The sequence below is a fragment of the Ramlibacter rhizophilus genome (genome assembly GCF_004681965.1).
Taxonomy (GTDB): Bacteria; Pseudomonadota; Gammaproteobacteria; order Burkholderiales; family Burkholderiaceae_C; genus Ramlibacter; species Ramlibacter rhizophilus.
In genome coordinates, this window is the sequence record NZ_SMLL01000001.1 from 212,764 (window position 1) to 226,508 (window position 13,745).

The 13,745-nt window shown below is 73.0% G+C and carries 9 protein-coding genes; 7 read left to right on the top strand and 2 right to left on the bottom strand.

Translation table 11 applies throughout. The features are described from left to right. Window positions 1-36: 36 nt before the first annotated feature. Entirely contained in the window at window positions 37-972 is a 936-nt protein-coding gene (locus EZ242_RS01030; RefSeq protein ID WP_135283254.1) for a hypothetical protein, read from the top strand. A 324-nt stretch (window positions 973-1,296) separates the two neighbouring features. Here the strand turns inward: EZ242_RS01030 and EZ242_RS01035 are convergent, their stop codons facing one another. Further along, complete coding sequence (locus EZ242_RS01035; RefSeq protein WP_135283255.1) at window positions 1,297-1,509, bottom strand: DUF3606 domain-containing protein; 213 nt, start codon at window positions 1,507-1,509, stop codon at window positions 1,297-1,299. Window positions 1,510-1,663: 154 nt separating this feature from the next. On the opposite strand from EZ242_RS01035, the gene EZ242_RS01040 reads away from it, so the two are divergent. After that, entirely contained in the window at window positions 1,664-2,848 is a 1,185-nt protein-coding gene (locus EZ242_RS01040) for a serine hydrolase domain-containing protein (RefSeq protein WP_135283256.1), read from the top strand. Between the two features lie 418 nt (window positions 2,849-3,266). Here EZ242_RS01040 and EZ242_RS01045 read toward each other — a convergent pair whose 3' ends face one another. After that, a complete protein-coding gene (locus EZ242_RS01045) occupies window positions 3,267-3,545 on the bottom strand; it encodes an HU family DNA-binding protein (RefSeq protein ID WP_135283257.1) in 279 nt (92 codons plus the stop codon). A 142-nt stretch (window positions 3,546-3,687) separates the two neighbouring features. Here EZ242_RS01045 and EZ242_RS01050 point away from each other — a divergent pair, with 142 nt between their 5' ends. The 5 genes from EZ242_RS01050 to recD are packed head-to-tail and all read left to right on the top strand — an operon-like array spanning window position 3,688 to window position 13,689. Next, the gene (locus EZ242_RS01050; RefSeq protein ID WP_135283258.1) at window positions 3,688-4,017 is read left to right on the top strand and encodes a hypothetical protein; all 330 of its coding nucleotides are present in this window, start codon (window positions 3,688-3,690) and stop codon (window positions 4,015-4,017) included. Window positions 4,018-4,024: 7 nt separating this feature from the next. Beyond that, the gene (locus EZ242_RS01055; protein WP_135283259.1) at window positions 4,025-4,378 is read left to right on the top strand and encodes a nucleotide pyrophosphohydrolase; all 354 of its coding nucleotides are present in this window, start codon (window positions 4,025-4,027) and stop codon (window positions 4,376-4,378) included. Then, the gene (recC, locus tag EZ242_RS01060) at window positions 4,375-7,920 is read left to right on the top strand and encodes an exodeoxyribonuclease V subunit gamma (protein ID WP_240786936.1); all 3,546 of its coding nucleotides are present in this window, start codon (window positions 4,375-4,377) and stop codon (window positions 7,918-7,920) included. The genes EZ242_RS01055 and recC overlap by 4 nt, the downstream gene beginning before the upstream one ends. Window positions 7,921-7,978: 58 nt before the next feature. After that, on the top strand, window positions 7,979-11,602 hold the full coding sequence (gene recB / locus EZ242_RS01065) for an exodeoxyribonuclease V subunit beta (RefSeq protein ID WP_240786937.1): 3,624 nt from the start codon (window positions 7,979-7,981) through the stop codon (window positions 11,600-11,602). Further along, a complete protein-coding gene (recD, locus tag EZ242_RS01070; RefSeq protein ID WP_135283260.1) occupies window positions 11,599-13,689 on the top strand; it encodes an exodeoxyribonuclease V subunit alpha in 2,091 nt (696 codons plus the stop codon). Before recB ends, recD begins: the two co-directional genes overlap by 4 nt. Window positions 13,690-13,745 lie beyond the last annotated feature (56 nt).

Sequence of the window (13,745 nt, forward strand, 5' to 3'; positions counted from 1 at the left end):
GTGGTGCCATCGACTGCAATCTGACGACGTGGTGAGATGAAGCCGACGCAAGCCTTCTTGATGGCTGCCGGCGCGGCGCTGGCGGCATTGATGCTAACGCTGGGCAAATACCGATCCATGCTTCCCGAGGAAGCAGCTGGCTCGGATGGGTCCGGGACTTATTCAGATCTTGCCCAACCGAAAGCTGTCGGTCACGAACGCTCAGCTGAATCAGTGATCCCGAGTTCCATGGCGGGCGGCTCAGTGGTCACCGGGTCGCAGTCGCCTCTGCCGATCCCGGAGCCCGGAATCAGGTATGTGCCGCTCGCCCTTCAGAACCTTCCGGATGGTTGGCGCGATGACCTCGCCGCCAAGCTCGCAGCACTCCACGAGACCGGCAGCATGAGCCGGGGGAAGCTCACGCATGAGTTCCTGTCGATGGACTACATGGCCGAGAACCTGCGCAAGCACGGTTTGGGCAAGCTGCACACCCAGCTCGCGATCAGTCCGACGGACCTTCAGGCCGTGCTCGGGCCGGCATTTCAGCTGCTCGGCGCCGACGTGCAGGCCAAGCAGGTGCTGGACAGAGGATTCAGCGGGTTCTTCCAAGTGCTTGGCAATGCATCCACTGATGTTCTGGTCGAGCTCTCGGAGCGCCAAGTGGACGTTCCTGGAGGGGACGGGCTGGTGATCGCGCCGGAGTTCAACAACACACAGGTCGGTGCAAGCCCCGCCACCATCGAATCACTGAGCGATGAGCGCGGCGCGCCCGTCCGCAACCTGCAGTGGGCAACCGGCGACCGCACCTTCCACCTGAGCACCAAGGGACTGAGCACCGCGGAAGTTCTGTTGCTGGCGCAGTCCGTTGCCTCGAGGTTTACGCAGATGCCGTTCGAAGGCTGGCGCAAGCCCTACGCACTGGACGTAGAAAACCCCTTGCACCGGATCAGCCGTCCAGGGCTGGAGCAGGGTGCGGCTGCAAAGGCGCGCTGACTTCAGGAACGCGCCACCGTGCGGAGGAGACCGACGCAGAAGCATCGATGCTTAACCGTGCGGAACAACAAGTGGGTTGCCTTTCGCCAGGTGGAAGGCCTAGGTCAGTCGAGGCGCAAAGCGATGAGGTGCTCCGATCCCGATCTGTACAAGATCCATGGCCGCCTCAAGTCGAAGCATGTGGCGCTGGAGGCAAATCTCGATGAGCTATCAAGGTCTGTGGGGCTAAGCACCGTCGCGACACTTGTGCCGGTCGCGCCAGCACCGGGGCTGCATAGACGAGTGCTCAAAGCAGGGTGATGTGGCAGGCCGCCACCCGCGGGCCTACCCGCCCGCCTCGCGCACCCGGTCCGAGTTGGTCGTGCTGTGCACGCCCTTGAGCCAGGCCTCCACGTCGGCCGCGCGCGGACCGGCGGCTTTCACGGCGTCGCGCAGTTGCGATTCGCTGCAGTCGAGCTTGCGCGCCCAGTGCTCGCGCGAGGCCTTGTCGTCGAGATCGATGCGGTCGGGCTCTTGCCCGTTCTGGCTGGAATTCATGTGTGCGCCTCTCGTGGGGGGATGCGCGCCAACTTAGCCCCGTGCCGTGGACCTGCATGTAGGCCGCCACCGCCTGGGAACGCGACCACTGGGCGACACGCGCGCTTGCCGGGCGCCTGAATAATCGCCGCTCAAGCTTGCACAACAGGAATCCATGAGCGCGCCCCATCCGAGGTCCTTCGATGCCTTCCATGCCGCCCTGCAGTCGCAGGTCGAGCACGACTTTCTCGCCGGTGTGTCCACGGCCTTGCTGCGGGGCCGCGAGGTGGTTGACCGCTTCCACACCGGCTGGGCCGACCGCGAGGCCCGCGTGCCGCTGCGCGAAGACCATCTGTTCCGGGTGTTTTCCAACACCAAGCTCGTGACCTCCTGCGCGGTGATGCTGCTGGAGGAAGAAGGCCGCCTGGGCCTGGACGACCCGGTGGAACGCTGGTTGCCGCAACTGGCGAAGCGCCGCGTGCTGCGTGCAGGCGCCACGCGCATCGACGACACCGAGCCTGCCGAGCGCCCCATCACCGTGCGCCAGCTCATGACCCACACCTCGGGCCTGAGCTACGGCGTCTTCGATCCCGGCTCGCTCTTCTTCGCGGCGTACCGGCATGCCCGTGTGCTGGACCCCAGCACGGACCTGGCGGCGATGATCGATGCGCTCGAGCCCCTGCCCCTGGCCTTCCAGCCCGGCACCCGCTGGGAATACTCGGTGGGCACCGACGTGCTGGCCCGGCTGGTGGAGGTGGTTTCGGGCCAGTCGTTCCGCGACTTCCTGATGACACGCATCTTCGGCCCCCTTGGCATGGAAGACACCGACTTCTGGGTGCCACCCGACAAGCGCGAGCGCCTCTGCGCGCTGTACGCGAGCGTGGATCTGGCGCGGCCGGACGTGCCCGGCCTGGTGCGCATGGACGAGCTTCCCTATCCGGGTGCGTACCTGAGCCTCTTCGCGCGCTACTCGGGCGGTGGGGGCCTGGTGTCGTCGCGCGGGGACATGGTCAAGCTCCTGCAATCGCTGATCCCCGGCGGGCCCACGCTGCTGAAGCCGCAGACCCTTTCGCGCATGTGGACCAACCAGCTGCCGGCGCACCTGTGCGTGCAGTTCCCCGGCCTGCCGCCGCGCCGCCACATGGGTTTCGGCCTGGGCTCGGCCGTGGCGCTGGCGCCCGGACCGGGCGAGCCGGCAGGCGTCGAAGGGGAGGTGAGCTGGGGAGGCATGGCCGGCACGGTGTGGTGGATCCACCCGCAACGAGGCACGGCCGGCGTGCTGATGACCCAGCGCTGGCTGGGCACCAGCCACGCCTACGCGCTGGAGTTCAAGCGCCGGGCCTACGAGGCCCTGGGCTGAAGCGCAGGCCCGTCGACAAGCTCAGGGCAAGCGGAGTCGAAACCGCCGCAGACGGTGCTCAGGACAGGCCTGTCGAAGCGCCATCGCGCGAGACCCGCCACGCGAGCCCTTCGACAGGCTCAGGGCGAACGGGTGTGTTTGATCGAGCCAATCATTCAACGCGGCCTCAGCCGCGGTGAACAAACGCTCTCAAAAAAACAGCCAATCCACGTACCCGTCGGGTCCAACCCGTTCGGGCTGAGCCTGTCGAAGCCCATCGCGCGAGACCCACCACACGAGCCCTTCGACAGGCTCAGGACAGGCCCTTCGACAGGCTCAGGGCGAACGGATGTGTTTGATCGAGCCATGTCTTCCAACGCGGCCTCGGCCGCGGTGATGAACGCTCAGGGCGAACGGAGGTCCGCAGGACCCAGGCGGTTTACTGACCGTTGACGGCGGCCTTGAGCTTGGCGCCGGGGGTGAAGCGCACGGCGGTGGACTCGGGGATTTCCATGGCCGCGCCGGTGCTGGGGTTGCGGCCGGTGCGCGCAGCGCGCTTGCTGGCCTTGAAACTGCCGAAGCCGGTGATCGTCACTTCGTCACCCGAAGCCATCTGCTGGCTGATGACCTCGATGAAGGCATCGAGGTGCTTGGCGGCGGCGGCCTGGGACTCTCCGGTGGCCTGGGCCAGTGCTTCGACGAGTTCGCCTTTTTTCATGAAGTCTCCTTTCCAAAAGGGCGTGAGTGTAGCGGCCGGTGGGCGCGTGGGGCCCGCCGATCGGCCGCGACGGAATTTTTCCGCGCGGCTTTTGCGCGGCCGGGGTCCTGGCGGGTCCATACTCGCGCGGCCGAGCTTTCGCATGCCACGCGCACCGGATCATCACTACGTCTATGTCGTCGAACTCGCGCGCGCCGTGTGGGAACGGCCGCGCTTCCGGCGTGCCAACCCGCAGTGGCGGGAGGGCTGCCCCTTCGTGTACGTGGGCATGACGGGGCTCGACCCGGATGTCCGCTTCGACAAGCACAAGGCCGGCATCCAGGCCAACCGCTTCGTGATGGCGTTCGGCCTGCGCCTGTTGCCCGAGCTGTACGAGGCCTACAACCCCATGCCCTACGAAGCCGCGCGCGTGGTGGAAGTGGAGCTGGGCATCGCGCTGCGGCGACGCGGCTTCGGCGTGTGGCAGGCTTGAGGTCCCCATGACATCGCCCGATCCTTTCCTCATCGACGCCCGGCCGCTCATGGCCGAACTGGAACGCTTCGCGGCCGCGCGCGACTGGGCGCGGTTCCACGCGCCCAAGAACCTGGTGATGGCGCTGACCGGCGAGGTGGGCGAACTGAGCGAGATCTTCCAGTGGCTCACCGAGGACGAGTCGCGCGCGGTCGCGCAGGCGCCCGCGACCGCGCAGGCCGTTCGCGAGGAGATCGCCGACGTGCTCCTGTACCTCGTGCGCCTGGCCGCCGTGCTGGAGATCGACCTGGACGAGGCGGTGCGCCGCAAGATGGCGCTCAACGCGCGCAAGTACCCGGCCCCCGGCCCCGCGCAGCCGTGAGCGTGCCGGGCGTTTCCGATCCGCCCGAGAGGGCCGATGCCGTGCAGCCCGGCTTCATGGTGCTGCACGGCAACCATCCCGAGACCCTGCGCGCCCTGCTGTCCACCTGGATGGCCGCCACGCCCCTGCACCCGCTGGAAAACGAGGTCGTGCTGGTGCAGAGCAACGGCGTGGCGCAGTGGTTCAAGCTGCACATGGCGAGCGATGAAGGGCAGGGCGGCATGGGCATTGCGGCCGCCGTGCAGACGCAGCTTCCGGCGCAGTTCACCTGGACGGCCTACCGCGCGCTGCTGGGGCCGGGCGAGGTGCCGGCGGAGTCCCCATTCGACAAGCCGCGCCTGGTCTGGCGCCTCATGCGCCTGCTGCCCGCCCTGCTGGAGCAGCCCGCCTTCGAGCCCCTGCGCCGCTTCCTGCGCGCCGACGAGGGCCTGGGGGAGGCCGCGGGCGCCGACGTGCCCGGGCGGCGCCTGCACCAGCTGTGCGAACACCTGGCGGACCTGTTCGACCAGTACCAGGTCTGGCGCGCCGACTGGCTCGGCGCCTGGGCCGAAGGGCAGGACACGATCACGCAGCGCGGCGAAACGCAGCCGCTGCCCGGCGAGGCGCTGTGGCAGCCCGCGCTCTGGCGCGCCTTGCGCGCCGACGTGGGCGAGCGCGCCGCCAGCCGCAGCCGGGCGGAGGTGCACGAACGCTTCCTGCACGCCGCGCGCGAGCCGGGCCGCGCGCGGCCTGCGGGCCTGCCGCGGCGCATCTCGGTGCTGGGGGTGTCCTCCATGCCGCAGCAGGTGCTGGAGACGCTCGCGGCGCTCGCGCGCTGGTGCCAGGTGCTGCTGTGCGTGCACAACCCCTGCCGGCACGACTGGTCCCGCATCCTGCCGGGGCACGAGCTGCTGCGCGCCGAGCGCCGCCGCCAGCGTCCGCGCCGCCTGCCGGCGAATGCGCCCGACGCGCCCAGCCATCCGCTGCTGGCCGCCTGGGGCCGGCAGGGCCGCGATTTCATCCGCCTGCTCGACGCGCACGACGAGCGCGAGGGCTACGACCGGCGCTTCGAGCAGGTCCTGCGGCAGGTGGACTGCTTCGAGCCCAACGCCGCGCCAGGCGGGTCGCCGTCGCTGCTGCACCGCCTGCAGGACGACATCCTGGAGCTGCGCGACCCCGCCGAGACCCGCGCCCTGTGGCCGGATGTCTCCCGCGACGACCGCTCCATCGCCTTCCACATCGCCCACGGCCCCTTGCGCGAAGTCGAGGTGCTGCACGACCGCCTGCTCGCCGCCTTCGCGGCCGATCCCACGCTCAGCCCGCGCGACGTGATGGTCATGGTGCCGGACGTCGCCGCCTACGCGCCGCACATCCAGGCCGTCTTCGGGCAGGCCGCGCGCGGCGACGCGCGCCACATTCCCTTCGGCATCGCCGACCGCGGCCCGGGGCACCACGAGCCGCTGGTCGCCGCGCTGGCGCAGTTGCTCGCGCTGCCCCGCTCGCGCGTGCCGGCCAGCGAGGTGCTGGACCTGCTGGAGGTGCCCGCGTTGCGCCGGCGCCTGGGCCTGGCCGAGGAGGACCTGCCGCTGCTGCGCCGCTGGATCGCGCAGGCGCAGGTGCGCTGGGGCCTGGACGCGGCGCAGCGCGAAAGCCTGGGCCTGCCGCCGGGGCTGGAGCAGAACAGCTGGGCCTTCGGCCTGCGCCGCATGTTCCTGGGCTACGCCGTGGGCCGCGGCCAGCCTTGGCAGGGCGTCGCGCCCATGGACGAGATCGGCGGACTGGACGCGGCGCTGCTCGGCCCGCTCGCGCGCCTGGTGGACCTGCTGGAGCGCCATGGGCGCGCCCTGGCCGAGCCCGTGCCGCCGTCGGCCTGGCGCGAGCGGCTGGAGGCGCTGCTGGACGACTTCTTCGACGCGCCGGACGGCAGTGCGCAGGCGCTGCTGGTGCTGCGCCTGCGCGGCGCGCTGCACGACTGGGCGCGCGAGTGCGCCGATGCCGCCCTGGAGGACGCGCTGCCGCTGGCCGTGGTGCGCGAGCACTGGCTCGCGCGCATCGAACGCGGCTCGCTCTCGCAGACCTTCTTCACCGGGGGCGTCACCTTCGCCTCGCTCATGCCCATGCGGGCCATTCCCTTCCGGCGCATCGCGCTGCTCGGCATGAACGACGGCGACTACCCGCGCAGCCGCCCGCCCGCGGACTTCGACCTCATGGCCCACGACTGGCGCGCGGGGGACCGATCGCGCCGCGAGGACGACCGCTACCTGTTCCTGGAAGCCCTGCTGTCCGCCCGGGACCATCTGCACGTGAGCTGGGTCGGCCGCAGCATCCGCGACAACCAGGAGCGCCCGGCCTCGGTGCTGGTGGCGCAGCTGCGCGACCACCTCGCCGCCTGCTGGCGCCTGGAAGGCGACGCGCGCGGCGGCGTCGAGGCCGGACGGGCGCTGCTCGAGGCCCTCAGCTGCGAGCACCGCCTGCAGCCCTTCGACGAAGCCTACTTCGACGGCCGGGACCCCCGCATCGCCAGCTACGCGCGCGAGTGGCGGCATGCGCGCGAAGACGGCCCCGGCGACGCACCCGCACCGGCGCTCGCACTCCTGCCGCGCGAGGAGCCCTTCACGCTGCGCGAGTTCGCCGGCTTCGCCCGCGCCCCCGTGCGCTTCTTCTTCAACCAGCGCCTGCGCGTGCACTTCGACGCCGAGGGCGCCTTGGAGGACGACCAGGAGCCCTTCGCGCTCGACGCGCTGCAGCACTGGAAGCTGCAGGACGAACTGATCGCCGCGCAGCGCGCCGCGCTGGACCGGGGCGGCGACCGCGCCGCCGTGCTCGCCGCCGGCCTGGAGGCGCTGGACGCCCGCGGATGCCTGCCGGTGGGCGCGCTGGCCGCGCCGGTGCGCGAGGCGCTGGCCGAACCCATGGAGGCGCTCTTCCACGCCTACGAGCGCGCGCGGGCCGACTGGCCGATCGAGCTGCAGGCCGAGCTGGTGGACAGCGCGGCCTGCGCACTGGACGGCCCCTGGCTGCAGGACTGGCTTTCCGACCTGCGCGGCAACGCGCGGGGCGAGCGCTGCCGGCTGGTCATCGACAGCACCGGCCTGGTGAAGAACAAGCACTGGCGCCTGGACAAGCTGGCGGGCCACTGGGTCATGCACCTGGCCGGCCACCTGGGCGGGCAGGCGATGAGCAGCATCGTCTGCAGCAAGGCCGGCACGCTGCGCCTGTCGCCCCTGGCCCCGGACCAGGCCCGCGCGATCTGGCAGGACCTCGCGGCGGCGATGGCCGAGGGCCTCGCGCGGCCGCTGCCCTTTGCCATGCAGGCCGCGTGCGCCTGGATCGCCGCGGTGGACGGCAAGGGCGAGGCGGCTGCGCGCGAGGCCGCGCGCCGCTGCTACGAGGACCACGAGCCCGCCTTCGGCCAGGAAGCCGAGTGCCGCCGCGACCCCTACCTCGGGCGCGCCTTCCCGGACTTCGCCACGCTCTGGAGCGAGGGCGAGTTCGCACGCCTGGCCGAGCGCCTGCTGCGGCCCCTGCAGCAGGCGCCCAGGAACAGGCCGGAGGCCCCATGAGCGTGCCGGATCGCCCCAAGCGTTCATCACCGGCGCCCGCCGTGCGGAGGGTCGTCCGGTGAGCCCGCGCCTCATGGACCCCCTGCGCTTTGCGCTGCGTGGCTCGCAGCTGGTGGAGGCCAGCGCCGGCACCGGCAAGACCTTCACCATCGGCGCGCTCTACCTGCGCCTGGTGCTGGGCCACGGCGGCGAGGCCGCTTTCGATCGCCCGCTCGATCCGCCGCAGATCCTGGTGGTCACCTTCACCGAAGCGGCCACGCAGGAACTGCGGGACCGCATCCGGCACCGTCTGGCCGAAGGCGCCGCCGCCTTCCGTCTCGCCCCCGGCGAGGTCGCGCCGGCAGGTGGCACGCCGGACCTGCTGCATGAACTGCGCGCCAGCTACCCGCCCGCCCGATGGCCCGAGTGCGCGCGCCGGCTGCAGCAGGCGGCCGAATGGATGGACGAGGCCGCGATCTCCACCATCCACGGCTGGTGCCAGCGCATGCTGCGCGAGCACGCCTTCGACAGCGCGAGCCTGTTCAGCCAGACCCTGCAGCCGGACACCGAGGCGCTGATGCAGGAAGCCGTGCGTGACTGGTGGCGCAGCTTCGTCTATCCGCTGCCGCCCGCGCAGGCCTTGGCCGTGGCCGACTGGTGGCCACAGCCCGAAGCGCTGGCGGGCGCGGTGCGCAAGCTGCTCGTGCACCGCGAGCTCCTGGCGCCGGGCGCGGCACCCGCGCAGGCCCTGCGCGAGGCGGGCGAGGAGGCCGGCGAGCGGCTGGCCGAATGGAAGCGGCCCTGGGCGCGCTGGGTGGGAGAGCTCTCCGGCCTGATCGAGGGGGCCGTCGCCGAGCGCCGCCTGAACGGCCAGAAACTCGGCCGCCGCAAGGCCTGGCTGGAGGCGCTGCGCGAGTGGGCCGAAGGCGATGCGCGGGCGCCGGCCCTGACCGAGACCGCGTACGCGCGCCTCACGCCGGGTGGGCTGGACGAGGCGCTCCTGGGCGGCCCGCCGCTGCGGCATCCGGCGCTGGACGACCTGGCGTCGCTGCCGGCGCGCCTGGCCACGCTCCCGGACGGGCGCCTGCCCGTGCAGCACCACGCCGTGCACTGGGTGGCCGAGCGGCTGGCCCTGGAGAAATGCCGCCGGGCCGAGATGGGCTTCGACGACATGCTGGTGCAGCTGGATGCGGCGCTGCGCCGTCCCGGCCAGGGCGAGCGCCTCGCGCGCAGCATCCGCGAGCAGTTCCCCGCGGCGCTGATCGACGAGTTCCAGGACACCGACGCCCTGCAGTACCGCATCTTCGACGCCATCTACGGCGTGCGCGAGAACCGGCCGCAGCAGGCCCTGGTGCTGATCGGCGACCCCAAGCAGGCCATCTACTCCTTCCGCGGCGCGGACATCCACAGCTACCTCGCCGCCCGGGCGGACACCGAAGGCCGCCACAGCACCCTGGGCACCAACTTCCGCGGCGCCGAGGCCATGGTGCGGACGGTGAACCACCTCTTCTCGCGCGCCGAGGCGCGCGCGGACGGCGAGGGCGCCTTCCTGTTCGCGGGGCCGGCGGGCAATCCGCTGCCCTTCCTGCCGGTGCGGGCGCAGGGCCGGGCCGAAGCCTGGCACGTCGAGGGGCAGGCCGCGCCCGCGCTCACCTTCTGGTGGCACGAGGCCGAGGACACGCGCGCGCTCGCCGCCGCCTGCGCGGCGGAGGTCCTGCGCCTGCTTCGCCTGGGCCGCGCGGGGCAGGCGGGCTTCCAGCGGCCCGGTGCGCCGCTGGCGCCCGTGCGGCCCGGCGACATGGCGGTGCTGGTCAACACCGGCCGCGAGGCGCAGGCGGTGCGCGCGGCGCTGCGCCGCGCGGGCGTGCGCAGCGTCTACCTCTCGGACCAGGACTCGGTCTTTCGCAGCGAGGCTGCCGCCGACGTCCAGCGCCTGCTGGCGGCCTGCGCGGCCCCGGACGACGAGCGCCTGCTGCGCGCCGCGCTGGCCTCGCCGCTGCTGGGGCTGGACTGGACCGCACTCGATCGCCTCGGCACCGACGAGGCGGCGTGGGAGGAGGCGGTGCTGCAGTTCCGCCGCCTGCACGAGCAGTGGCGCCGCCAGGGCGTGCTGCCCATGCTGCGGCGGCTGCTGCATGACTTCGGCGTGCCGCGGCGCCTGCTGGCGGGCGGCGACGAGCGCCGGCTCACCGACGTGCTGCACCTGGCCGAGCTGCTGCAGGAGGCCAGTACGCGCCTCGAGGGCGAGCATGCGCTCCTGCGCTTCCTGCACGAGCAGCGCGGCGAACCCGGGCCGGGCGGGCAGGACGATCGCATCCTGCGCCTGGAGAGCGATGCCGAACTGCTCAAGGTGGTCACGGTGCACAAGTCCAAGGGCCTGGAATACCCGCTGGTGTTCCTGCCCTTCGGCTGCAGCTTCCGCCCCGTCAAGGCCGCCGACCTCCCGATCCGCTGGCACGAGGGCGGCCGGCTGCGCCTGAGCCTGGCACCCGACGACGCGCAGCTCGCCGCCGCCGACCGCGAGCGCCTGGCCGAGGACCTGCGCAAGCTGTACGTCGCGCTGACCCGGGCCCGCCATGCCACCTGGATCGGCGTCGCGCCGGTCCGGGAGCCGCACCGCAGTGCGCTCGGCCGGCTGCTGGTGGGCGCGGGGCCTTTCGAGGCCGACGCCTTGCAGGTGGCGCTGCGCACGCTGCCCGGCGAGTGCGAGGGTATCGCCGTCGCGCCTGCGCCGGCCGCGCCGGCCGAGCGCTTCGAGGAGCCGGCTCCGCTGCGCCGCTGGGCGCCCGAGCCGCCCCTGCCCGCCCCGCGCCCGCCCTGGTGGGTGGCGAGCTATTCGCGCCTGCGCATGCAGGGCGAGGACCCGTACGAGGAGCTCGCCGCGCCCGAGACCGCCGGCGAGGACACCTTCCTCGAAGCCGGCGAGGCCGCCGTCCCCGGCGCGCGCCCGGCAGGGGCCGACCCGGCCATCGAGCTGCATGGCCTGCCGCGTGGCGCATCCACCGGCACGTTCCTGCACGGCCTGCTGGAATGGGCCGGCCGCGAAGGCTTCGGTCGCCTGGCCGAGCAGCCGGCGCTGGTGCGCGCCGAGGTCGAACGGCGTTGCCGCGCGCGCGGCTGGCAGGCGCACGCGCCGCTGATGGCCGACTGGCTGGCGGGCTGGCTGCGCACGCCGCTGGTCCTTCCCGGCGCTGCGCCGACCGCGCCCCGGGACCTGCGCCACTACCAGGTGGAGATGGAGTTCTGGTTCGCCACCGCCCGCGTCGACGCCGGCGCGCTGGACCGGCTGGTGCGCCGCCACCAGCTTCCCGGCGAACCGCGGCCGGCGCTGGCGCCGCAGGCGCTGCACGGCATGTTCAAGGGCTTCATCGACCTGGTCTTCGAGCACGCGGGCCGCTGGTGGGTGGCCGACTACAAGTCCAACGCCCTGGGCGAGCACGACGCCGACTACGACGCCGCGGCCCTGCGCCGCGAGGTGCTGCGGCATCGCTACGAACTGCAGTACGTGCTGTACGTCTTCGCCCTGCACCGGCACCTGCGCGCGCGCCTGCCCGGCTACGACTACGAGCGCCACGTCGGCGGGGCCGCCTACCTGTTCCTGCGCGGGCACGCCGGGCCGGTACGCGGCCTGCACGCGGACCGCCCGCCACGGGCCCTCATCGAGGCGCTCGATGCGCTCTTTGCCGGGGAGGCCAGGCCATGAACCTGCACCGGAGCGCCGACGTGCCGCCCGGGACGGACGCGCTGCTGCGCACGCTGCAGGCCTGGGTGGACGCCGGCTGGCTGCGCGCGGTGGACGCCGCCTTCGCCGGCTTCCTCGCGCGCGAGGCGCCGGATGCCGACGCGGCCCTGCTGCTGGCCGCCGCCCTGGCCAGCCACCAGCTCGGACGCGGCCACCCGTGCCTGGTGCTGGGCGCGGTGCTGCGCGATCCCGTCGGCACGCTGGACCTGCCCCCCGAGGGCTGGACCGCTGAAGCTGCCGGCGTGCCGTCCGCGCCGGAGCCTCCCGCGGCCCTGCTGGCCGGCCTGGACGCGGCGGGCTGGGCGAGCCGCCTGCGGCATCCGGCGCTGGTCGGCGCCGGGGAGGGCGCCGGTCCGCTGGTGCTGGAAGACGGGCGCCTGTACCTGCGGCGCTACTGGGAGCACGAGCGCGTGGTGCGCGCCGGCATCGCCGCGCGCCTGGACGATGCGCAGGGCCCGCCGGCCGCGGCCCTGCGCGAGGTGCTGGACGCCCTCTTCCCCGGCGACGCAGGGCCGGAGGCGTTCGACTGGCAGAAGGCCGCCTGCGCGGTCGCGGTGCGGCGCCGCATCGGCGTCATCACCGGCGGGCCGGGCACGGGCAAGACCACCACGGTGGTCAAGCTGCTGGCCGCCCTGCAGCACCTGGCGCTGGGCGGGCAGCTCGCGGGCCGCGCGGCGGGGCGGCCGCTGCGCATCCGGCTGGCCGCGCCCACCGGCAAGGCCGCGGCGCGCCTGAACGAGTCCATCGCCGGGGCCGTGCGCAGCCTCCCGCTGCAGGCGCTGCCCGAGGGCGAAGCCGTGCGCGCGGCCATCCCCACGCAGGTCGTCACGCTGCACCGCCTCCTGGGCAGCCTGCCGCACAGCCGCCATTTCCGGCACCACGCGGGCCAGCCCTTGCCGCTGGACGTGCTGGTGCTGGACGAGGCCTCCATGGTGGACCTGGAGATGATGGCCGCCCTCCTGCAGGCGCTGCCGCCCGCGGCCCGCCTCATCCTCCTGGGCGACAAGGACCAGCTCGCGTCGGTGGAAGCCGGCGCCGTGCTGGGCGCACTGTGCCGGCGCGCCGACGCGGGGCACTACACACCGGCCACGCGGCAGGCGCTGGCCGAGCTCACCGGCCAGCGGCTGCCCGAGGAATTCGTCGACCCGCAGGGCCTCGCCTGGGACCAGGCGGTGGTCAAGCTGCGTCGCAGCTGGCGCTTCCAGGGTGACAGCGGCATCGGCCAGCTCGCCGAGGCGGTGAACGCGGGCCGCGCGGAGGCGCTGCCGCGCCTGGCCCGGCGCCGCTTGCCGGACCTGGCCTTCGTCTGGCTGCCGCGGGACCCGGGCGCCCTGCGCCAGCTCGCGCTGCACGGGACCGCCGCCGGTGCCTCGACGCCCGACCTGTTCGACGGGCCCACCGGTCCACTCGGCCACGCGCACTACCTGCGCCTGCTGCAGGCGACGCAGCCCGCGCTGGACGCCTCGCCCGAGGCCCTCGACGCCTGGGCGCGCGGCGTGCTCGCCGCCTTCGGCGAGTTCCAGCTGCTGTGCGCGGTGCGCCGCGGACCGCAGGGGGTGGAGCAGCTCAATCGGCAGGTGGGCGCCTGGCTGTGCGAAGCCGGCCTGCTCGGCACGGCGCAGGGCTGGAGCCTGGGCCGCCCGGTCATGGTCACGCGCAACGACTATGCCCTGGGCCTCATGAACGGCGACGTCGGCATCACGCTGGCCACGCCGGTGCCCGACGCGGGCGGCGAGCTGCAGTGGAAGCTGCGCGTGGCCTTCGCTGGCGGCGGTGCGAACCAGCCGGTGCGCTGGGTGCTTCCGAGCCGGCTCTCGTCCGTGGAGACGGTGTTCGCAATGACGGTGCACAAGTCGCAGGGCTCCGAGTTCTCGCATGCGGCGCTGGTGCTGCCGGCGCAGGACAGCCGCGTGCTCACGCGCGAGCTGGTCTATACCGGCATCACGCGCGCGCGCCGGTGGTTCACGCTGGTCTCCGGCGGCGACGAGCGCCTGCTCGCGCAGGCCGTGTCGCGGCGGCTGGAGCGAAGCGGCGGGCCGCTGGCCTGAAAGACCCTCCTAGGGAATCCTCTGAGTCGCACCCGACCGGCGGGACTACACTGGTC

Coding starts and splice junctions, on each gene's coding strand:
- EZ242_RS01030 (WP_135283254.1), top strand. CDS start 37: ATGAAGCCGACGCAAGCCTTCTTGATGGCTGCCGGCGCGGCGCTGGCG.
- EZ242_RS01035 (WP_135283255.1), bottom strand. CDS start 1,509: ATGAATTCCAGCCAGAACGGGCAAGAGCCCGACCGCATCGATCTCGAC.
- EZ242_RS01040 (WP_135283256.1), top strand. CDS start 1,664: ATGAGCGCGCCCCATCCGAGGTCCTTCGATGCCTTCCATGCCGCCCTG.
- EZ242_RS01045 (WP_135283257.1), bottom strand. CDS start 3,545: ATGAAAAAAGGCGAACTCGTCGAAGCACTGGCCCAGGCCACCGGAGAG.
- EZ242_RS01050 (WP_135283258.1), top strand. CDS start 3,688: ATGCCACGCGCACCGGATCATCACTACGTCTATGTCGTCGAACTCGCG.
- EZ242_RS01055 (WP_135283259.1), top strand. CDS start 4,025: ATGACATCGCCCGATCCTTTCCTCATCGACGCCCGGCCGCTCATGGCC.
- recD (WP_135283260.1), top strand. CDS start 11,599: ATGAACCTGCACCGGAGCGCCGACGTGCCGCCCGGGACGGACGCGCTG.